The sequence below is a fragment of the Microcoleus harperi Pol14_C6 genome (assembly GCF_036701295.1).
GTDB lineage: Bacteria > Cyanobacteriota > Cyanobacteriia > Cyanobacteriales > Microcoleaceae > Microcoleus.
In genome coordinates this window covers 39,203-60,356 of sequence record NZ_JAUBQN010000001.1, presented here as the reverse complement: position 1 = coordinate 60,356, position 21,154 = coordinate 39,203, and the positions used below count along the sequence as shown (strand labels likewise).

Sequence of the window (21,154 nt, the reverse complement as noted above, 5' to 3'; positions counted from 1 at the left end):
GTCATACGATTTTAGATTTTAGATTTTAGATTGAAAAATTGAAGAATTGGAAATGACTCATTAAGCTCGTGGTTTGGATCACGGGCCTACAGTTGCATTATTTTTTTCAACTGGTATCAGTAGTCATTGGCAAGACATCATATTCTCCCACTCCCCCACTCTCCCCATCCACTCTACCTCTCCCCGACTCACTCCCCCACTCTCCGACTCGCCACCATTTCCTAAAAATTCACAATTTTTTACAAAACACCAGAAACCCAAGCAAAGTCAATCTTTCCCAATCTAAAATCTAAAATCTAAAATCTAAAATCCCATAACTTTGCCCTCCACTGACCCAATTGATCCGAACTCACTTCGAGTTTGCCTCATCCACTAGCGCCTTGATGACCGTTCCAGTTACCCGTACAACCCATCAACTGCCTGCATCCTAGCCCCAAAGCCAAAAGCCCAGATTGTTTTGGAAGTTAATTTTTGTTTTATTTTTGTACCTCTTTATATTAAAAAAGTATTCTAAAATCAATTTAAAAGCTAAAAAAAATATAAAAATAGATTTATATAGCAAAAAATCCGTTAAGATTCCTAGATGTAGAAAATAAACAAATTTACTAGCCTTTTCATTTAGACGCCCCCTTTCTTTTCATCGCAAGTTAGCTAATAATGCTTTCAACGAGGTGACTAAGGGCCGAGTCCAAAGTTGGCTTAACCCAAAGACGGATACAAATCCCAAACAAAAGTCGTCGAGATCGAAAATTTTAGTGAGAGACAACCCCCAGATTCATCTGTGGAGTCCATTCTTTCATCTCAAATCTGAAAGCTCAAATCGACTGACAGTAAGGGAATAGCAATTGGGCTATTGCAATTGGGCTATTGCAATTGGGCGATCGAAAACAAGCAGGAAAACCCAGCCCTCATCGTTTTGATAGAAACCTATAGGAGAACAAAGAGTGAAACTCGCAGTTTACGGAAAAGGTGGAATTGGCAAATCGACAACAAGCTGCAACATCTCCGTTGCCCTAGCCAAGCGCGGCAAGAAAGTTTTGCAAATCGGTTGCGATCCAAAGCACGACAGCACATTTACCCTCACTGGCTTCTTGATCCCCACAATTATTGACACCCTTCAGCAAAAGGACTATCACTACGAAGACGTTTGGCCCGAAGATGTCATCTACAAAGGCTACGGCGGCGTTGACTGCGTAGAAGCAGGTGGCCCTCCCGCAGGAGCTGGCTGCGGGGGCTATGTAGTCGGTGAAACCGTCAAACTCCTCAAAGAACTCAATGCCTTCGACGAATACGACATCATCCTCTTCGACGTGCTCGGTGACGTAGTGTGCGGCGGTTTTGCAGCCCCCTTGAACTACGCCGATTACTGCATGATTGTTACCGACAACGGGTTCGATGCTTTATTTGCAGCTAACCGCATCGCCGCCTCAGTCCGCGAAAAAGCCCGCACTCACCCGTTGCGGCTCGCCGGTTTAATTGGCAACCGCACCTCAAAGCGCGACTTGATCGACAAGTACATTGACTCTGTACCGATGCCGGTGCTGGAAGTGCTGCCCCTGATTGAAGACATCCGAGTTTCTCGCGTCAAAGGCAAAACATTGTTTGAGATGGCCGAAAGCGATCCTTCCCTTAACTACGTCTGCGATTACTACCTCAACATCGCCGACCAGATTTTGGCAATGCCCGAAGGAGTAGTGCCCAACGACACGCCGGATCGCGAATTATTCGCCTTACTTTCAGATTTTTATCTAAATCCAGTGCAACCGGTGGTCAAGAAGGAGGAAGATGAGCTAGACCTGATGATGGTTTAATAGGTCTAGCGATCAGGATGAGGATAAAGAGGTTATGGCTTTTTTTGATACTTTTTCAGTTGCTCTCAAACAGAAGTGGTTGGACTACTACCAGGTAAATCGGGCTTGGCTGCTCCTGCACATGACGGCTGAGAACACGGTCGCCACACCCGACGGCGGGAAAAGGCCTGTTTCTTACCTCATCCTGGGAATTGCGGCTGCCCTGGAGCCGGAACTCCAGCAATTAATGCTGCCCTTCTCAAAACTCAAGCCGGATGCAGACAGCCTGATCGAAGTGTTGGGACTAAATTTTGACCCGGACATCGCGCTGGGTATGCCCTCAAATATCGCGCCGCAGACGGCCGGTAAATCTCCAACACCTGCAGCAGCTCAAACTGCAACTACTGCACCCGCAGTCGCTCAAACTGCAACTGCTGCACCCGCAGTCGCTCAAACTGCAACTGCTGCACCCACAGTCGCTCAAACTGCAACTGCTGCACCCGCAGCAGCTCAAACTGCAACTGCTGCACCCGCTGATGCCAAATCTAATAAATTGGGCGGTGCGGCCTTAGCAGCAGCCGGAGTAGTTGCCGGAGTCGCCGGAGCAGCCGGTCTGGCTGCTGGTGCGTCAGCACTGAGCTCCGACGAATCCTTCGATGAGTTTGAGGAAGAAGCAGTCTCTGGCTTCGACTTGGGCGATGACGAGGAAGAAGCGGTCTCCGACTTCGAGATGGACGACGAGGAGGAAGAAGCGGTCTCCGACTTTGACATGGACGATGACGAGGAGGAAGAAGCGGTCTCTGACTTCGACATGGACGATGATGAGGAAGAAGCCTCGGCTTTGGACGCTCTCGGTCTCGAAGACGATGAGGAAGACGCCATATCTGACTTTGATATGGGCGACGATGAGGAAGACGCCATATCTGACTTTGATATGGGCGACGATGAGGAAGACGCCGTATCTGACTTTGATATGGGCGACGATGAGGAAGACGCCGTATCTGACTTTGATATGGGCGATGATGACGAGGAAGAAGAAGCCTTAGCTTTGGGCGGTCTCGGCCTCGGCGATGATGACGAGGAAGAAGAAGCCTCGGCTTTGGGCGGTCTCGACCTCGGCGATGACGAGGAAGAAGAAGCCTCACAATTTGGGACTTTGACCTCTGGGGATCTCGAATCGGGAATATCCGATCCGTTTGGGGAAGAAGATGCAGAGTTTGTCGCCGAAGAAATACCTGATCCGTTTGGGACAGCGACCTCAGATGACCTAGACATGGATCTGGGTGACTTGGACGATGACGGTATTGACGATTTCTCTGTATCTGATGACGATGACCTCGACGATCTCGGACTCGACGATCTGGGGGAAGCAACTACCGGAGATCCCGATGAAGATGATTTAGATGCTCTAGGTCTCGGCGATTTGGATTCCGACGATGAGGATGAAGAAATTTCGGGCTTTTTGTCGGATTTTAAGTGAGGTTGTGGCGATCGCCCGCATCTCTTCTAGTCTTGAATTTTGCCGCTCTATTTGTGAGTTGTGAGTTGCGAGTTGTTAATTTTTTATTAGCTCCAACTCACAACTGCCAAAAGGCTTTTTTCCTTAGCGATTTGAAGTAAACTAAATCCCTGCTGTGAGGGATTGTATGCCCTCGCGCAGAATTTTTTAGCTCAAATTTTGGATGCTGCGGCTGCGGAAATATTGAGTTTGTTGCATCTATTTTTCAGAGGAATTAGCCCAAAATCAGGTATTTCTATTTATTGTTCGCTGCTTCAGCGCGATCGCAAAAAACAGATTTTTTTCGCTCCTGTGCCTGTTCGCGTTTGAGAGGGAAAACAACCTATTTCTATAGTCCGCGAGAGCAACGAGGCGATCGCAAAAAACAGGTATTTCCTCGCTTAGCGAGCCTGTCCTGTTCCAGACTAAAAACAATTTAAAGGGAGAAGATTTGAGATATGACTGCTATTACTACTAATGAACCGGAAGCTTTAAACTTTGAATGTGAAACAGGCAATTATCACACCTTTTGTCCGATTAGCTGCGTAGCTTGGCTTTATCAAAAAATTGAAGATAGCTTTTTCTTGGTAATCGGTACTAAGACTTGCGGCTATTTCTTGCAAAACGCAATGGGCGTGATGATTTTTGCTGAGCCTCGCTATGCGATGGCTGAGTTGGAAGAGGGCGATATTTCCGCTCAGTTAAACGATTATGATGAGTTGAAGCGGCTGTGCTTGCAAATTAAGCGCGATCGTAACCCGAGTGTAATTGTTTGGATCGGCACTTGCACCACCGAAATCATCAAAATGGATTTGGAAGGGTTAGCGCCGAAGCTGGAAGCTGAAATTGGCATTCCCATCGTCACAGCGCGCGCTAACGGCTTGGATTACGCTTTTACTCAAGGGGAAGATACTGTTTTGGCAGCGATGGCTGCTAAATGCCCTGACAAAGCTCCTGTTGTAGAAGCTCAGAAGCAAGAAAGAAATGCTATCTCTCAACTGCTGAATTTCGGGAAGAAAAAAGAGGAAGTTGCAGCAGATGAATCGGAATATGTCAAGCACACACCGCTGGTACTTTTCGGTTCTTTGCCCGATCCGGTTGTTACTCAGCTAACTCTAGAATTGAAGAAGCAAGGAATCAAAGTTTCCGGTTGGCTTCCTTCCAAGCGCTACACTGAATTGCCAGTCTTGGAAGAAGGTTATTATGTATCGGGTATGAATCCGTTCTTGTCGCGCACAGCTTCTACGTTGATGCGCCGCCGCAAGTGTAAGCTAATTGGTGCGCCATTCCCGATCGGCCCAGACGGAACTCGCGCTTGGATTGAGAAGATTTGCTCAGTGTTAGGAATTGAACCAAAAGGTTTGGACGAACGGGAAGCGCAAATTTGGGCTGGTTTGGAAGATTACCTGCAAATAATTCGCGGCAAATCTGTCTTCTTTATGGGCGACAATTTGCTGGAGATTTCTTTAGCACGTTTCTTGATTCGCTGCGGCATGACTTGTCCGGAAATTGGCATTCCTTACATGGACAAGCGCTATCAGGCAGCTGAATTGGCGTTGTTAGAAAAAACTTGTCACGAGATGGGAGTTCCTACTCCTCGGATTGTGGAGAAACCAGACAATTACAATCAGCTTCAGCGGATTTACGAGCAGAATATTGATTTGGTGATTACTGGTATGGCTCACGCTAATCCTTTGGAAGCGCGGGGGATTAATACTAAGTGGTCTGTTGAGTTTACTTTTGCTCAGATTCACGGCTTTGGTAATGCGCGGGATATTTTGGAGTTGGTGACTCGTCCGCTGCGCCGGAATAATTCGCTGAAGGATTTGGGTTGGGGTGATTTGGTGAAGAAAGAAGCGAAGGTTTAATCGTTTTTAGGAAGAGAGTAAGGTGGGCGTTGCTCACCTTATTTTTTTAGGAACCGCTGATCTAGACAAATTAACGCAGATGAACGCGGATTAGTTATTTATTTTATTGCTGCTAAAATCAAATCAAAATGTGATTCCTGACCGCCTATGCTTCGTTTCATAACTCTTTGGTGAAGTGCTAACAAATCTATCAATATAGGTGAAGATTCTTTATTTTTGCCTAGCTTTTCCCATCGCATATAACCTTTGACATCCTTAGAGTTGTTTAAAACGTCAGGCTCGTTGTCCACTGACTCTTGTTTGCCTGGTGTCATATACTCATCTATGAGTTGTATTGCTGTCTCAAATAGTCCATTACAAGCTAAATTATTATGAGGATCGAAAAGCTTCAGGAATGCTTGTGTAACAAGTACATTGGTTATTTTAATCTGTGCATCAATCATTACAGATTTGAGGAGTTCAATCACAACCATGTAAAATAAGAAACGAGTAAAGCGACGACTATGTATCCCCTCGCGTCCAAATTTATATTTTTCAGTGGCAGTTTTTTGCAATAGATATGCTGCATACAAATCATCAACTCCAAATGGGACTGTACCGTCTTCTTTTTGCATGATTTTTTTAAAAATCTCTCCATCTGGCAAAAAGGGTGGATTTGTACCAAAAGCTAGTCCTGCTTCTTTAAGCCAACCAGCACCATACACTTTGAAGAGGTCAAAAGCATTGGCCCACTCCTTAAACTGAGGATAAGTAGGATTTTGCCTTTGCAAAGCTTTTCGCGAATCCCAACCACCACGCTGTATTTCTAGAAATAGGTTGTATTCCTCCGCTATCTTCTTTGCCCAAGTACGAAAATCCGATGTCAAGGTAATAAAGTCTTTTTCGTTAACAGCATTTTGACTATTTGTATAGCGTGTGATATCATTTAATAGTTTTTCATTTTCAGCATCTACTTTAACAACCTTCATAATAATTACTCCTTGCTCTAGTTTTTGATGCCATTCAGTTAGTTCTTTACTAGGAACACCAGTACCACCTGACTCAAGTTTTTTAAATAAAACATCCCAAATTGTTTTAGTTGTTTGACAGCCGTTGACGACATAAGGTTCAACCAACTCAAAACCTTTCCTAAGCTTTTTAAAATCTTTAACAACAATCGTAACCCCGTTGTTATATAAACCAAAATTTTCTGGTTCTTGCTCTAGCGTCTCTTTTATGGCTTTATTAACCTTTCTTCGAGCCCCTAAAAAACGGCGTACATTCTTTTCATATAGCTGATCCAAGTCACCTGTTTGGTCGCGGTATGCTTTCATAAAGTCATACAACTCCCTGAGTTTTACTGCACCTACAAGTAACTTATCTCCCCTGGCATCTTGCGCCTTTACTGAAAGTTTGATTCTGGTAGCACGCTTATTTAATATGCGCTGGTGAATAGTGGCTATCGACACTGATTCAACATCAAATATTCCTCCGAGTCGGCTTATTCCCATTGCCCGAACATCATTAATTGCCCGTTTTTCTTCCTCATTTAATGGTTCTTGTGTTGCAAAAATTACTATTAGTTTATCGCGTTCTGATGCTTTTAATTTAAAGTTAATTAACCGCTCTAATAAATCTTGAGCTAGAGAAGAAAGATTATTTCGTTGCTCATCAACTGTCTCAATTATTTTTTCAGCTTCTATTAATAGGGTTCCTGTACCAGCAAATGCTTTGCCATATTTGCTTTGCACTAAATACCAAGTGTCTCCCTCTTCTGTGCCTTCATCGACACTTTCACCTCGATTAAGATATGCAATATCAATTCCGCCGTCTCCGCTGCCATCACAATAAACAATATCATCAGAAGATTCATCTACGTCTAACCACTGAGTAATCAACTTTCTAGCAAAACGCTTTCCTATTTCGACCGTAGAAGGATTTCCTTCGATTACCTCCGTAAGCCACTGTGTACGAAAAGTTTCAAAGTCAACACTTTCGTTCATAATAAATATTTCATTGTGGTATAAAAGCATAATACAGTAGTTGGCGGTCAAAAGCAATATAGGAATATACCTAAGTTTGAACAGCGTAGTAGCATAATTATCGAGAGAGTTAGCGAGCGTCTATCCATTTGCGAGAGCGCTATTTTATTTTACCAACCACTTCAAGACCAGAGGATGCAGAGGACGGGTGGGATAGCTGGAAATCCGATAGGTTGAAACCTATCGCTACACAAACTCTCGACCGCCTGCGCGGGCTAGATATTGAGATCGCTCGCGCTTTTTCTCTCCGCAGCAGAGAATCTCAGGCCACAGGCCCGTAAAACGATCGCAAGTACGATCGCCTATAATCGAAACTAGCCCAACTCTCATCAGTTGAGAAACCGCCATGAGTCAAGACAAGGAAAAAATTAGCTATTCAGAGAAAACAGAACGTCTCAGAGTTATCGGTCAGTTTATCAAAACTGTGACACCGATGATTTGGACGATCGTAATTTTAGTAGTCATCATTCCCCTATTAGGTAACTTTCTAATTTCCCAATCACTAACAAATACGGGAACCACAGCCGTTGTAGTCTCGCCCCCACACGATTTTAGCAAAGTCAACCAAGACATTAAAAACGCTATCCAACAATCCCATACAACAGCCGAAACTTTCGCATCTAAAGAATTGGACAAATGGGAAACCGAAGTAATCGCACGAGTAGACAATAGCTTCCTCGATTGGTACTTCGATTACTTCAATCAAAAAAAGATGGAGTTTACCGTACCTTTTAATTTCGTAAAATCTGCCGTACTCAACAGATTTGATATGACAGCAGCATCTCGTGCTGTTTCCGAAAAATTAACCGAAGACTTTCAAAGAGAATTTGCTAACCGCGTGCTGGTGCCAAAAAATGCTCAACTGCGCTTTCAATTAATCACTCAAGATACTGCTAATTTGTACATAGCCGAAGTTAGCAAGAATGTGAAAGTAGTTCAAAACAATTATAATATACCGCAAGTACATTGGGACAAATATCTGAACGATATTGCCACCACAATTAGCGACAAAGGAAACGTCTCGAATTTATCATTAAAAGTATTAGTTGGTGGCAGTGGCTACTTAGTTGCTAAACCATTAATTTTGGGAGTAGCAGCTAAAGTGGGTAGTAAAGTTACCGCAAAAGTTGCCAGCAAAGCCGCCGCCAAAGTTGCCACAAAAACAGGCGGTACAGTTGCTAGTCAGTTGGGAGTAAGTTTAATCGACCCGATTGTCGGCATCGGGATTATCATCTGGGATTTGTGGGATTACAATCACACAGTCAAAGTAGAAAGACCGATTTTGCGGGAACATATTGTAGAATACTTGAAAGATGTTAAAAAGTCCCTGCTCACAAATCCTGAAAGTGGAATCATGGCAGCAATTTATCAGTTAGAAAGCGGTCTTCTCAAGTCACTTTAAATTTGCCGTTGCTTAATACAGGTATGAGTTGAAGAGAGCGGAATTGCCATAAGCCAAGTTTGGTGAGTTTTGTAAGTTCCGAAAAAAGTTGGTTCATACCGTTAATCAGCAACGTAAAAAAAAGATAAGATAGAGGAACAACTAGAAGAGTGGCAAGATTTAATCGCCTATAAAGATCTCATAAAACGGCATAAAGCGCAAGCTATTTAACTCAGCTCACAATGATTTGGTTATAGATAAATATAAAAACATGAGAAATTTCAACAAGTTTTATTGCCCAAACTCACAGAAAAGACTTAGCCGGGATGTCGGAATTAAAGTTAAAATATCACGGCTAAACAGCTCTCCACAACCCCTCGACTTCCTATCTCAATCAGCAGCTTAAATATATCAGAACTAGAAAGATATTTGAGGTAGAATGATGATGTAATATTTAAATCCTAGTCAAGTTACTATCGAATATTGAAAGCTGTTAATTAACCTTGCATAAAGCCAAGGTATAAAAATCGAGAAAACAGTAATAAGTTATTCACAAAAAACGCTGTTTTTGCCAAAAAAATTGTCAAAGCCGAAGCCAGAAATAGCAGTAGGATAACTGGTACTTTATGGCTTAGATGATTGTCAGTCCGCCGCTCAAATACTCCAACGGAAATGATCGAGCAGGCAGTTGCGATCGCCCCCTGAGACTAAAATCAAGTAAATTTGCAAGTATTGGTCGATCGACCCCCGTTACTCGACTAGATTTTGATTAAAGGTTTGCTATACTCCAGAAATAGACATATATTAACCTTTGGAAAATCAATAGGCCGGAGCTATGACATCCTATGCAACCTCTACAGCAAGAGCCGAGATGAGTGAGATCCGGCGCTTGAAAAACATACTGCCCCCAGAACTCCAAAGTTGGGTAACAGTAGAAAAAACAATAGAAGTTAATCCTACCCTGATCCGCAGCGAAGAAATAGGCAAAGACCAGGTAGAAATCCAAATAGACCTGATCCGCTGGGAACAGCTAGCAATGGATCAGCGGAACCTCCTATTTTGGCACGAAGTCGCCAGAATCCAAAACGACACCATCCCCAGAGACGGTTGGGAAATGGCAGCCCTCGCCATTGGTTTAGGCGGCGCTGTCGGCGAACTTTGGGTGCAAGACGGCTTGCTGCTGTTACTAGCCCTATCCTTGTGCGGTGTCTCCGGCTGGAGACTTTACCAAAAAAACAACGGCGAGAAAAGTTTAAAAGAAGCAGTAGACGCCGACGAAAAAGCCCTCGCCCTCGCCACCCGCTTCGGCTACACACTCCCAAATGCCTACAAAAGCCTCGGCAGCGCCTTAAAAACCTTAATCGAGCAAACCTCCAAAAAACAGCAGCGGGCTAAATACGAAGCTCGTCTCCAGGCCCTCAAACGCAACGCAGCCAAAGCCAAAGCCAAAGTCAAACCCATCACCCGCGAAACCTCCCAGTCAGAAAACGTCTACAATTCTTAACCTCATCCCCCGACGCTGGTTACGGGGGTTTTCCAGTTAACCGTTAACTGTTGACTTGTGGGTTAGCTGTTAACTGTTAACTGCGATGGCTATCTGGTGCAAGACAGCTACGAAAATTATTAACGACAAGATTAATCGGCCTGAATCCACAAAAATCTTGATTCCGATGTCAAAGTTTGCCCGCGACTGCGTTCAAAAATCTTTGGGTCAAAACTGGCGCTGGTAGACTTAAGTCTATTTTTGCCTTTGATATCATTCTCGGCGGGCGAGTTTGCAGGCGTTTTTGTAAAGTTTGTATAAAGCTACCCTTTTGTTAACCATAATATTTGGTAAAGGTGGAGCTGCTAGGACAGAATAGGCTAAAGACATCAGCTTGAAATTTGAAACCAGGACTTCATGGTCAGTCAAACCCCAGAGGCAGATTTTCGGGTAACGTACTCGGACGAGATTCCCTCAGTTCACATACCCGTGCGCTTGAGCGTACTTGAAGCTGTAAACTTCAAGACAACCTGCCAGCAACTTTTTTCGGAAAGCACCACCGTTCCCAGCAAGATTGTCCTAGACTTCAGTCAGACGACATTCATCGACAGTAGCGGGATCGGTGCTTTAGTCAGCAATCTGAAATTTGCCAAACAGCGTGGTAGCGACTTGGTGCTCCGAAGCCTCAAGCCGCAGGTGATGGCAGTATTTGCTCTCACCAGCCTAGATCAAGTGCTGACGATCGAGCAGCCCTCTGCAACCTCAACTCCCACAGAGACCAACCCCTCGGACAATCAGCTACCGATGACCCACCCCTCAGTGCAATCGTGGGTGAAGCGGCTGATAGACATTGTTGGGGCAATAGTTGGTTTGATGATTACAGGAATTTTGCTCGTACCCATAGCTGCAGCAATCACTATCAACGATCCAGGCCCGATATTTTTCGGTCAAACCCGCTGTGGCTGGATGGGCAGACAATTTCGGATTTGGAAATTTCGATCGATGTGTACCAACGCCGAAGCCATGAAAGCCCAAATCAAAAACCAGGCTTCTGGCGCATTTTTCAAAAATGACAACGACCCGCGGATTACCAAAGTCGGGCGCATCTTACGCAAAACCAGCCTCGACGAACTGCCGCAGTTTTGGAACGTGCTCAAAGGCGAAATGAGTCTAGTCGGCACTAGACCGCCTACCCCTGACGAAGTTGAGCGCTACGAAGTCCCTCAGTGGCAGCGTTTGGATGTCAAACCCGGGATGACAGGGGAATGGCAAGTCAACGGTCGCTCTCAAGTCCGCGATTTTGAAGATGTCATCCGTTTAGATTTAAAATACCAACAAAACTGGAGCCTTGTGTATGACCTCAAACTAATTGTCAAAACTGTAACAGTCCTGTTTAACAAAAATAGTGGCGCTGTGTAGGAACCCTCAACAACCAACCGCTGAACTTTGAGGTGCTGTTGCCGACGGGGGACGGGAACTCGAACTCGATACTTAGTCAAGCAGACGATCGCTAGCGATACCTACGTTAGCATTAAGTGTTAAAATTCACACGCCCAGAAAATGCGCAGCTAGTTGCCAGCTCTGCAATCAGAGCATTAATAATTAGCAATTGGCGAGTTCGAGGTCATACTCGAATTATCCCAGCATGATTTTCGAGGACGAGAAGAACTCACCTGTGTTTAGAAAAGTACCGACTGCTAACACGATCGAAGCTTAAATCACTTCCTCGCAAGCTGACTCGGGAATTTTCCCTATTTAAACGCCCTACCGAGGCGGGTTACAGTATCGGAAGTCTCTCATTTGCTGTGCGAGTAAATGGTGCGAAAGGAATGCTCACCTTGAGGCAAAACGGGCTTCTTCAACTCAAGCTTGACTTAACTAATATGTTGCCAAGACCTTGCCCTCCTTTTTCTCTCTCTCCGGCGCTGAGTACAGCGGTGGTGGGGGCCGACCAGGGGGAAGAAAGATGAAAGACAAGCAACCAAAGGCTGAGCAGCACCTTCAGGTTGAAACAGACTTGAATGCTTTAACATCCGTTTTGGAATGGTTGGAGAATATCGTTTTGCCCCTGCTGCCAGCGGATTTCTGGTGGCAGTGCCGGCTGATAATCAACGAAGGCTTTACAAACGCTGTCCGCCACGCTCACCAGAACTTGCCCCCCGCGACGCCCATAGACATTGAGGTAAAAGTGTTTGCCGATTACTTAGAAATTAGGATTTGGGACAGGGGTCAACCGTTCAACCTAGAAGCAAAGCTGCATTCGATCATGCAAGAGCAGCGCGATCCTTTGGACAGAGAAGGAGAAAGGGGACTGGTTTTCATGTACAAGCTCACAGACGATCTGCGCTATATCCGTACCGACGATCGCCGCAACTGCCTGGTAATGCGAAAAAACATTAGCTGAGGGCGCGATACCCGCCCGGTAAGGGCGGCTTCTTTCCCAAGGAGTGGAAGATCCCCTCACCCCCTATTGTCCTACCCGGAACCCAACCACATCCTCTGCAATTCTGCGGGTGCAGGCTCGATGCACGCGGCTGGAGGACAATTTGCTTCAAAATAAATATTATGCGTATTCTAATTTATTCCTATAACTATTATCCAGAGCCGATCGGCATTGCCCCTCTGATGACAGAACTAGCGCAAGGCCTAGTCAAGCGGGGCCACCAAGTCCGAGTCGTCACAGGAATGCCGAACTATCCCCAGCGCCGGATTTATCCGCAATATGAGGGCAAATTGTACCTCACCGAAGAACACAACGGCGTCACAATTCAGCGCAGCTATCTGCGCGTCAACGGCCCCCACCCCAGCCTCCTAGACCGACTTGTGCTAGACGGCAGTTTTGTCGTCTCCAGTGCCGTCCAAGCCTTCAGAGGCTGGCGTCCCGACGTGATTTTCTCGACAATGCCCCCTTTACCGATTTGCGTCCCAGTCGCCTTTTACGGCTGGATTCGCGCTTGCCCGATCGTCCTCAACGTTCAGGATATCGTCTCAGAAGCAGCCGTGCGCGTCGGCTTGGTCAAAAAAAACGGACTGCTAGTTCGCATTGCTGACGCTTTAGAAAAATTGGCCTACTCCACAGCTAGCCAAGTCAGCGTCATCGACAGCGGTTTTATCAAAAAATTGCACTCTCAGGGAGTACCCCCGGAAAAAATAGTTTGCGTTCCCAATTGGGTTGATGTCAATTTTATTCGCCCCTTACCCAAGGAAAGTAACTCATTTCGAGAAACTCACAAACTCAAGGGAAAATTTGTCGTTCTCTATGCAGGCAATATTGCCCTCACTCAAGGCTTGCAAACAGTTGTCCAAGCAGCGGCTCGTTTGAAACACCTAACCGAAATCGCTTTTGTAATTGTGGGGGAATCAACAGCCTTGGCGCGCTTGCAACAAGATTGCGAAACTTACAAAGCTAATAATGTAATGTTGCTACCATTTGAACCGCGAGAAAAATTGCCAGAATTGTTAGCTGCTGCTGATGTTAGTTTAGTAGTACAAAAGCGCCGCGTTACTAACTTCAATATGCCTTCAAAAATTCAAGTAATTCTCGCCAGCGGTCGGGCAATTTTGGCTTCGGTTCCAGAAACCGGTACGGCTCAGAAAGCAGTGCAGCAAAGCGGTGGCGGGGTGGTGGTAGCGCCGGAAGATCCCCAGGCTTTGGCTGAGGCTGTTGAGGATTTGTACTTGCACCCTGCTAAGGTGGATGCCTTGGGCGAGCAAGGCAGAAATTATGCTGTGGAGAATTACGGATTTGAGGAAGCTTTGAATCATTATGAAGCTTTATTTGCGGCGGTGGCAGCGAGTCATGCTGAGAAAATATTGGCACCGCTGCCAAAGTAATCAGATAATTAGGTTATTGAACACCCACAATTATCTGTTGCTTGGTCAGCCCTAGACGCACTCGGACTCCTAGGGGCAGTTTTATTCTCTCCAGCCTCGTCTTTTAGCGAATCTACGGGCTGCAACCAAGTATTTTGGTAAAAAAAGCGGTTTCTGCCTACCCGTGCCTCCACGGCTGATTTAGCACAAAAAGAGGCGATCGCACCCAACAAGAATTAGAGCAGTTGGGGACTCAATAGCGATCGGCTGGAATTGAACCGGAATTGTCGAAATATTGACGGGGCGGTGACTGATGTCATGTCCATTTAAATTATTATCATTAAGTTTGTAGTAACGCAAGTCTTCAAATCCCGTCCATTGTCGATCGCCCATAATTTCATTGTGACTCAGTGCAGTTAGTAATAATAATGCCGGAGACGATCGCCAACGTACTAAAAATATGCACCAACGAAATCGCTTCACCTAGAAACAGCCGCCCAGAAATACCGCTAAAAACCGGAATCAGGTAATAGATTAAGGCAGTGCGGTTCGGGCCGATGAGGGCGATCGCCTGATTCCATGCTAGAAACGCCACTACCGACGAAAGAACCCCAACATAAAGCAACGCCAGGGCGATCGAAGGATTCAATACCACAGGATGATAAATCCAACATTCCACTGCATAGAATGGCGATAAAAACAACAGCCCCAAGCTAAAAGTGCATAAAGTGAAAGTTGTCATCCGCAGCTTGGGCGGCTTGCGCTTTACCAGCATAGTATATGCAGCAAAGATTATAGATGCCAACAGCATATACAGATCGCCGATCGCAAACGAAATACTCAGCAGCTTTTCTAACGACCCTCCCGCGATTAACAATACAACACCGCTGACTGCGATCGCCATGCCTGTGGCGCGCGTTAACGAGATAAGTTCGCCGTAAAAAAGACGAGACATAAGTACAATAAAAACCGGGGATGAAGTGGCAATTAACGCCATGTTCACCGCTAAGGTTGTGTGACCCGCAACGTAGATTAAAGTGTTAAAAGTTGTCACCCCTAACAGCGCCGATACAGTCAAGTATGGGAGGTATTTTTGAATCAATTTCCAGTCGGCAACTGCCGCCCGCACGGTGAATGGAGCCAAAGTTGCCACAGCAATCGCCCATCGCCAGAAAGCTAAACTCACAGGCAAAATCTCCTGATTCAAAGCTCTAGCAACGATGAAGTTGCCTGCCCAAATAACCGTCGCAACTACTGCCATAAAATAACCCATTGACATTTTATTATTCATGAGATTTGGATTGCATAAATCTTTGATTGAGAGAGCGACCGCAGATGAAAGGCAGAGCGACACAGATAAACGCAGGTAATTTTAGACAGGAGAGAGAATGAATGCAAGAGGTATTTTTATTTGGTTACATTTTATGATGTGGTTTAGCCACTTTTATTTGAACTAAGTTAAATAAGGGAATGAGATACAAATAAAAGGCATAGGGGATAAAGTCTGAATTGACACCCAAGACAGTAGCAGGCACTAATCCGGCAATATTCCAAGGAATTAATGGAGAAATCACAACAGCGGTATTTTCCAAATCTACGGCAAGTTGATAATCATCTAATCCCTCTTTTCGGTATTTCTCTTCAACTAGCTGATGAGTCAGGAGGATGGCGATTGTTTGGGTGCAGCCAAATGCTGCTGATAAAATGCTGATGACTGTCGTTCCCAAAAATAAATCGCCTCTCGATCGAGCTTTGTTTAGATACACTTCAATAAATTCTAGGGTTCTCGTTCCCGCAAAAATGCCTGCAAATGCTGTCGATACAATCACAACTATTGAAACTTTGACCATCGACAAAATCCCTCCTCCTGCCACAATATCTTTTAAACTAGAAGTTGATTCTAACTTAAAGCCGGTGAGGGCGAATTGCAGAATTTCGAGCGGCGAATAACCTTGGACGAAAATGCCGATCGCACTTCCAGCAATTACACTAACAGCCATTGCAATTTTGACTTCAACTCGCCGCACACAAAGAATTAAAATTGTCAAGGCTGGCAGCCAAGTTATCCAGTTAAGATTGAAGGCTTTGGCCATTTCAAAAGTCAGGTTATTGCCAACAAGTTCAACGGGATTGGCTAAGGATAAGATTAAATACAAGATGCTGGAAACTATCAGCGGATAGAACGTTGTTACTGCCATATTTTTGAGGTTCGTATAAATTTGTGTGCGGGTAATGGTAGCAATCAAATTAGCGCTCGAAGACATCGGAGAACACCGATCGCCAAAATAAGCTCCGGCAACAATTGCCCCCGCAACCATATTGGGATTGACACCGCTGCCCCTTGCCGCGAGCGTTAATGCGATACCGATCGTGCTCGCAGTCCCAAACGAAGTTCCCAGCATCACAGAAACAATGCTAGTTAAGATAAACGCCGAAAATATAAAATACTGAGGGCTAATCAATTTAATTCCCCAATACACGAGAACCGGAACGGTTCCCGCAGCCATCCAGACAGCCATGACTGCACCGATTAAAAGTAAAATACCAATTACTGAAAAAGACTTTTGACTTCCAGTCACAGCCATTTTGATTAAGCTTTTTAGTTGAAATCCTCTGTGTAACAAAATGGAAATAAAAATTCCCAGAGAAGCAAGCAGCGGATAAACGACAAAATAACCTTTGATGGCACTAACTAAAAGTAGAACAAATGAGATAATTACAAAAAATAGCAAGTCCATTAGACTATTTGTTCTGGTAGGGATAGTTTTGAAGATAATTGAATTGGCAGCATTCGCAAATAATCATGAAAAGCATCTGCGTTAATCTGCGTTAATCTGCGGTTTGAAAAAGTGTATCCAAGATTTATGCGATTCAAGTCTAATATTTAAGCAGTTACCAGAAAAGATAACGTATCTCCCCAAAAGCCGATCGCCCCCTTCACCCCTCCCCATCCCAGAAGCCACCACACCCCTGCGTGTCCGACACAGCAGCCGATCGAAACAAAACGCTAAAATAGTAGCTCATACAATTTTGGAGTTAATATTTGACACTTGCACCCGCGCGCGAAAACGTTCTAGCTTGGCTGTCAGACAGAGTTCCTGCTGCCCGCATCAAACACATCCTCGGAGTCGAACAGACAGCAGGTGACTTGGCACGCCATTACGGCCTCGACGAAGCAAAAGCCCGATCGGCCGGTTTGTTGCACGATTTGGCAAAATACTTCAAACCTCACCTGCTGCTGCAAATGGCCCAGAAGGAAGGTTTAGAGTTAGACTCAGTGTTGGAAGCACACCCGCATTTGCTGCACGCAGACGCGAGCGCGATCGTCGCCAGAGACGAATTCGGGGTGGTCGATCGAGAAATTTTGGACGCAATCGCCAATCACACCCTTGGCAGACCAAACATGAGCCAGCTCAGTTGTACGGTATTTGTAGCAGATACCATAGAGCCGAGCCGCGGCAACACAGCCCAACTAGAAGCACTGCGCGAGGCAAGCTTGCAAAATCTTTATGCAGCCGTGTGGCAAACTAGCGATTATTCTCTGAAATATTTGCTAGAAACTCGCTGCTACATACACCCCCGCACTGTACTTACGCGGAATTGGGCGCTGCAAATGGCCCGCGAATCGCCGGAAACAGGAAATTCGACGAAGAAGTCGATCGAAGAAATCACAAGTTAAAAGTAAAATTTACCAGAAATCCTGTCCTTACTTTTAGCTTCAACCTAACTCCTATTTCCCGTCTCAAACTGCCAAAAACCGAAAGCGAATAGCGCACCCCTTTCCCCTTACCCTATCACTTAGGAAATTAAACACTTAATGTCAGATCTAACTCAACTCGAATACTCCAGGGCTCAGTCTACAGCAACCGACGGCACCTCCTCAGACGAAGCTCGTGGCCTGATCATGACCGTTGCCCAAGCAGCCGATGACCGCAAAGCAGTAGATATTGTATTGCTCCGCGTGTCAGAAGTATGCTACTTGGCAGACTACTTTGCGATCATCACCGGATTTTCCAATGTGCAGGTACGAGCCATCTCCCAAGCGATAGCAGACCAAGTGGAAGAAGAGTGGCAACGCTTGCCACTGCGTACACAAGGCCTATCAGACGCTAGTTGGGTGGTCATGGACTACGGCGACGCGATCATTCACATTTTGAAGCCTCAAGAGCGGGAGTTCTACAATTTAGAAGCGTTCTGGGGACACGCCGAACGCATTGACTTTTCCCCCGCGCCGTGAGGATGGCTAATGTGAAAAACGTTTCTGCTTCTATTTGTCCCGTTCCGCAAGAACAGCGACCGATCAATGAATACCAAGAACTTAAAGAATCCTGGTTTTTTAGCTGGGTAACACTCAATTGGCCCGGATACCTGGCCAAACTAGCTTGGGTGTGGGCTTGGAGTTGCTTGGTATCGGGGCCGATAGCTGCTTCTAGCTTTGCTCCTGTCAAGTATCCAGCTCAGTTTGTCCTCAGCAGTGCCGCAGGTGCCGGTTTTATTCTAGGATTAGCTTTGCTGCGGCTCTACTTGGGTTGGTTCTACGTGCGATCGCGCCTTTCAAATCCCACGGTCGTCTACGAAGAGTCTGGTTGGTACGATTGTCAATCTTGGCCTAAAACTCCAGAAGTTTTGCTTCAAGATCAGTTGATTGTCAACTACCAACTAGAACCAATTCTCAGGCGTCTGCGGCAGACATTTTATGGTTTGACAGTATTGCTGGTTGCCGGGGGACTAACTTGGAGTTGTTTGTAATCGGGAATGCAAGGGAGTTTTGAGTTTTGAGATTGCCGCGCACAGCCAACAACACGCACGGAGTGCATGAGTGAGAAACGATCGCAGAAAGATTAACTTTATAACTCTTAACTGGCAGCTCGCAACTCCTAACTTCCTGAACCCCAATCTAAAATCTAAAATCTAAAATCTAAAATTGATATGACAAGGGGAAAACGAACCCAAGCTCCCGAACTGGAAGTCACATTGCTGCGCGAAGGTATTGTGGAATCGAGGCACCGCGCCCAGGCCGCTGTCTGCGACAACCGCGGGCGCGTTCTGTCTGTTGCTGGTAACTCGGAAACGGCCTCATTTGTCCGTTCTTCACTCAAACCTTTTCAAGCTTTGGCGGTGACGGCCACTGGCACTTTAGAACGCTACGAATTGACCGATCGAGATTTAGCGATTATTTGCAGTTCCCATCAAGGTACGATCGAGCAATCGCGACAGGTATTTAACGTCCTGTGGCGCTGCGACATTGACCCCTCTAAACTTCAATGCCCCATTCCCGAAGGCAAAAAGAGCGCCCTGCAATACAACTGCTCCGGCAAACACGCCGGAATGCTGGCTGTCTGCCAGCAACTGCACTGGCCTCTGGACACTTATTTGCGCCGCAAACATCCTGTCCAGCAGCTTATTTTGGGCAAAGTGGCTGACTTGCTGGCAATGCCTGCCGAAGAGTTTATCAGCGCTCGCGACGACTGCGGCGCTCCTACCTATCTGTTGCAGTTGGGGCAAATGGCGTCTTTGTACGCTCAGTTAGCCTCCGGTAACAATGTGGATATGGAACGGATTGTCCGCGCCATGACTCATCACCCGATGATGGTTGCTGGTGAGGGCAAATTTGACACGGAACTGATGCGCTTGACTCAAGGGGAATTGGTGAGCAAATCCGGCGCCGAAGGGGTGCAGTGCATTGGCCGCGTTGGCGAAGGCATGGGCTTGGCAATTAAGGTGACGGATGGGGGAAAGCGTGCTCAATTTGCTGTGGCGATTCACTTGCTCAAGCAGTTGGGGTGGATTACTCCGACGATCGCCGAAACTCTTTCGGAAACTTACCTCACTCTCAGCGAGTTCAAGCGCTTGGAGGTAATCGGGGAAGTTTCGATGCTTTAGGGCGATCGATACTCTGAGCCGATTTCAGCAACCCCTCCCACAATCTAAAAAGTTTTTTTGATTGTGGGGTTGCTATTTTCAGAAAGATATGTTTATATTAGAAAGAGAAACAAAGCAACGCGGGATAGAGCAGCCTGGTAGCTCGTCGGGCTCATAACCCGAAGGTCAGTGGTTCAAATCCACTTCCCGCCACCAAATTAAACAAGACAAGCCCCGGCAACCTAAAAGTTGCTGGGGTTTGTTTTATGCCGTCTGTTGTATGCCATGCCGTCGGCGATCGCATCTTCGACAGATTGATAGCGTTTCCGGTTGCACGAGCGACATGATATAGAGGAGACGCCACTGCCGTCTCGAAATCTGTGGGCAATATTAATTCCTATGCTGCCACATTTGATATGAAAGCAGTTTATTTTAGGCGGCAAAAAAAATGAGGACACAGCACTGCTGTGTCCCTACTGTATATTTGTATTTTTCTAATTGGGAAAAAATAAGACCCACCCTCAACCTAAACACTCAACCCTATACTTTTCGACGACCGTTTGTGCAAGCTTTATTTGTCAAAAAATTGCAATCCGATATCCATATTTTTTAACTCAGGATTTTAAATTGCTAAGTCGGCTGAGCTTCCAGCCAATCAAAAATTAGGTTTAACTGTTCGAGTGTTACTAACCCGTACTGCCACAGAACCATCGGCAGTTCGCTGGCATCTTGTTCACCGTGTCGGAGAGCAACGGCGATCGCCGAATTCGATATCGCCAACTCCCCCCGCAAATAATCGATAAGTTGAGCCTTTCTCATCACCTTCACCGCCAGTTTTATGCGCTATTGTAAAGATATGTATCTAATCGGTCTGTATCGGAAGTTTAATTGGTCTAATTTTAGGTTCACAATAGAGAACCTTGTGTGATGGAAACCGCACAAAACTTGTGATAAAACTTTGATAAAAAAGCGATCGCAGTCACAATAACTCCGAGAGTCAAAAATTGGGTTCCGCGATCGCTTGCTTTAAATGAATTCATTTAAAATTGCTAAAGTCCTAGCTGAAGCTGAACTCCCGCTTCTGTACCGCTGTCGGTTTGTTTTGGAGGTAAAGGATTTCCTTGACGCTGGGCGTCCGAAGGAGTAGTAATAAATTCCAATGGACCATCGATTTTGAGGCGAAAGGTGTCGCCCAAGCTGCTTTCCCTTCTAGCAGAATTAGCCGGCGTTTCTGGTTCACCAATCAAGTTTTGGTAGTCCGAGTCTAAGGTTCTGTCCTCCACAGCCCTCAATGAATCCCCAGATAAAGTCGTTTCCGAATATTGGGGCGCTGGTTGCAGTCTTTGTTGGGCGAGAACCGCCGGGGTCAAACCGATAAAAATTGAGCTCAGTCCGAGAGCAGTGCCAAGAGTAGCAATAACTGCGTTCATCATCCATA

21 protein-coding genes and 1 tRNA gene are annotated in these 21,154 nt (G+C 45.8%); 13 read left to right on the top strand and 9 right to left on the bottom strand.

Annotated features, from left to right (window positions below; all coding sequences use genetic code 11):
• Positions 1–944 precede the first annotated feature (944 nt).
• The 3 genes from bchL to QUA27_RS00225 all read left to right on the top strand — a co-directional run bounded on the left by bchL (position 945) and on the right by QUA27_RS00225 (position 5,156).
• Positions 945–1,811, top strand: a complete 867-nt coding sequence (bchL, locus tag QUA27_RS00235; RefSeq protein ID WP_006634709.1) for a ferredoxin:protochlorophyllide reductase (ATP-dependent) iron-sulfur ATP-binding protein — start codon at positions 945–947, stop codon at positions 1,809–1,811.
• A 34-nt stretch (positions 1,812–1,845) separates the two neighbouring features.
• The gene (locus tag QUA27_RS00230) at positions 1,846–3,270 is read left to right on the top strand and encodes a DUF5331 domain-containing protein (RefSeq protein WP_333065579.1); all 1,425 of its coding nucleotides are present in this window, start codon (positions 1,846–1,848) and stop codon (positions 3,268–3,270) included.
• Between the two features lie 476 nt (positions 3,271–3,746).
• Positions 3,747–5,156, top strand: a complete 1,410-nt coding sequence (locus tag QUA27_RS00225; RefSeq protein ID WP_333065577.1) for a ferredoxin:protochlorophyllide reductase (ATP-dependent) subunit N — start codon at positions 3,747–3,749, stop codon at positions 5,154–5,156.
• Positions 5,157–5,254: 98 nt separating this feature from the next.
• On the opposite strand, the gene QUA27_RS00220 is transcribed toward QUA27_RS00225, so the two are convergent.
• Positions 5,255–7,138, bottom strand: coding sequence for an AIPR family protein (locus QUA27_RS00220; RefSeq protein ID WP_333065574.1), 1,884 nt, complete (start codon positions 7,136–7,138; stop codon positions 5,255–5,257).
• A gap of 225 nt (positions 7,139–7,363) precedes the next feature.
• Complete coding sequence (locus QUA27_RS00215) at positions 7,364–7,525, bottom strand: hypothetical protein (protein WP_333065573.1); 162 nt, start codon at positions 7,523–7,525, stop codon at positions 7,364–7,366.
• Here QUA27_RS00215 and QUA27_RS00210 point away from each other — a divergent pair.
• The 5 genes from QUA27_RS00210 to QUA27_RS00190 all read left to right on the top strand — a co-directional run bounded on the left by QUA27_RS00210 (position 7,524) and on the right by QUA27_RS00190 (position 13,875).
• Complete coding sequence (locus tag QUA27_RS00210) at positions 7,524–8,579, top strand: hypothetical protein (protein ID WP_333065571.1); 1,056 nt, start codon at positions 7,524–7,526, stop codon at positions 8,577–8,579. The genes QUA27_RS00215 and QUA27_RS00210 overlap by 2 nt on opposite strands.
• 814 nt (positions 8,580–9,393) lie before the next feature.
• Positions 9,394–10,062: a DUF3318 domain-containing protein gene (locus tag QUA27_RS00205; protein WP_015178535.1), complete on the top strand. Its 669-nt coding sequence runs from the start codon at positions 9,394–9,396 to the stop codon at positions 10,060–10,062.
• A gap of 396 nt (positions 10,063–10,458) precedes the next feature.
• Positions 10,459–11,460 carry a sugar transferase gene (locus tag QUA27_RS00200; RefSeq protein WP_333065569.1) on the top strand — a complete coding sequence of 334 codons (1,002 nt, stop codon included), beginning with the start codon at positions 10,459–10,461 and terminating at the stop codon, positions 11,458–11,460.
• Positions 11,461–12,007: 547 nt separating this feature from the next.
• The gene (locus QUA27_RS00195) at positions 12,008–12,445 is read left to right on the top strand and encodes an ATP-binding protein (protein ID WP_333065568.1); all 438 of its coding nucleotides are present in this window, start codon (positions 12,008–12,010) and stop codon (positions 12,443–12,445) included.
• Between the two features lie 161 nt (positions 12,446–12,606).
• Positions 12,607–13,875, top strand: coding sequence for a WcaI family glycosyltransferase (locus QUA27_RS00190; protein ID WP_333065566.1), 1,269 nt, complete (start codon positions 12,607–12,609; stop codon positions 13,873–13,875).
• Positions 13,876–14,055: 180 nt separating this feature from the next.
• Here the strand turns inward: QUA27_RS00190 and QUA27_RS00185 are convergent, their stop codons facing one another.
• The 3 genes from QUA27_RS00185 to QUA27_RS00175 all read right to left on the bottom strand — a co-directional run bounded on the left by QUA27_RS00185 (position 14,056) and on the right by QUA27_RS00175 (position 16,592).
• Positions 14,056–14,247 (bottom strand): hypothetical protein, encoded by a 192-nt coding sequence (locus QUA27_RS00185; RefSeq protein ID WP_333065564.1) that lies wholly within the window; start codon positions 14,245–14,247, stop codon positions 14,056–14,058.
• A 4-nt stretch (positions 14,248–14,251) separates the two neighbouring features.
• Positions 14,252–15,145, bottom strand: a complete 894-nt coding sequence (locus QUA27_RS00180; RefSeq protein ID WP_333065562.1) for a DMT family transporter — start codon at positions 15,143–15,145, stop codon at positions 14,252–14,254.
• Between the two features lie 124 nt (positions 15,146–15,269).
• Complete coding sequence (locus QUA27_RS00175; protein WP_333065560.1) at positions 15,270–16,592, bottom strand: Na+/H+ antiporter NhaC family protein; 1,323 nt, start codon at positions 16,590–16,592, stop codon at positions 15,270–15,272.
• Positions 16,593–16,897: 305 nt separating this feature from the next.
• On the opposite strand from QUA27_RS00175, the gene yqeK reads away from it, so the two are divergent.
• The 5 genes from yqeK to QUA27_RS00150 all read left to right on the top strand — a co-directional run bounded on the left by yqeK (position 16,898) and on the right by QUA27_RS00150 (position 19,932).
• Positions 16,898–17,533, top strand: coding sequence for a bis(5'-nucleosyl)-tetraphosphatase (symmetrical) YqeK (gene yqeK / locus QUA27_RS00170; protein ID WP_333065558.1), 636 nt, complete (start codon positions 16,898–16,900; stop codon positions 17,531–17,533).
• Positions 17,534–17,671: 138 nt separating this feature from the next.
• Positions 17,672–18,091: a ribosome silencing factor gene (gene rsfS, locus QUA27_RS00165; protein WP_333065557.1), complete on the top strand. Its 420-nt coding sequence runs from the start codon at positions 17,672–17,674 to the stop codon at positions 18,089–18,091.
• Positions 18,092–18,093: 2 nt separating this feature from the next.
• A complete protein-coding gene (locus QUA27_RS00160) occupies positions 18,094–18,603 on the top strand; it encodes a CGLD27 family protein (RefSeq protein ID WP_333065555.1) in 510 nt (169 codons plus the stop codon).
• Positions 18,604–18,783: 180 nt separating this feature from the next.
• Complete coding sequence (locus tag QUA27_RS00155; RefSeq protein ID WP_333065553.1) at positions 18,784–19,737, top strand: asparaginase; 954 nt, start codon at positions 18,784–18,786, stop codon at positions 19,735–19,737.
• Between the two features lie 118 nt (positions 19,738–19,855).
• A tRNA-Met gene (locus QUA27_RS00150) sits at positions 19,856–19,932 on the top strand.
• 26 nt (positions 19,933–19,958) lie between these two features.
• On the opposite strand, the gene QUA27_RS00145 is transcribed toward QUA27_RS00150, so the two are convergent.
• The 4 genes from QUA27_RS00145 to QUA27_RS00130 form a co-directional block, all read right to left on the bottom strand.
• Complete coding sequence (locus QUA27_RS00145) at positions 19,959–20,174, bottom strand: hypothetical protein (protein WP_333065551.1); 216 nt, start codon at positions 20,172–20,174, stop codon at positions 19,959–19,961.
• Between the two features lie 172 nt (positions 20,175–20,346).
• Complete coding sequence (locus QUA27_RS00140) at positions 20,347–20,535, bottom strand: DUF2949 domain-containing protein (protein WP_015178546.1); 189 nt, start codon at positions 20,533–20,535, stop codon at positions 20,347–20,349.
• Positions 20,536–20,621: 86 nt separating this feature from the next.
• Positions 20,622–20,756 (bottom strand): hypothetical protein, encoded by a 135-nt coding sequence (locus QUA27_RS00135; protein ID WP_333065549.1) that lies wholly within the window; start codon positions 20,754–20,756, stop codon positions 20,622–20,624.
• A 9-nt stretch (positions 20,757–20,765) separates the two neighbouring features.
• The gene (locus QUA27_RS00130; RefSeq protein ID WP_333065548.1) at positions 20,766–21,149 is read right to left on the bottom strand and encodes a hypothetical protein; all 384 of its coding nucleotides are present in this window, start codon (positions 21,147–21,149) and stop codon (positions 20,766–20,768) included.
• Positions 21,150–21,154 lie beyond the last annotated feature (5 nt).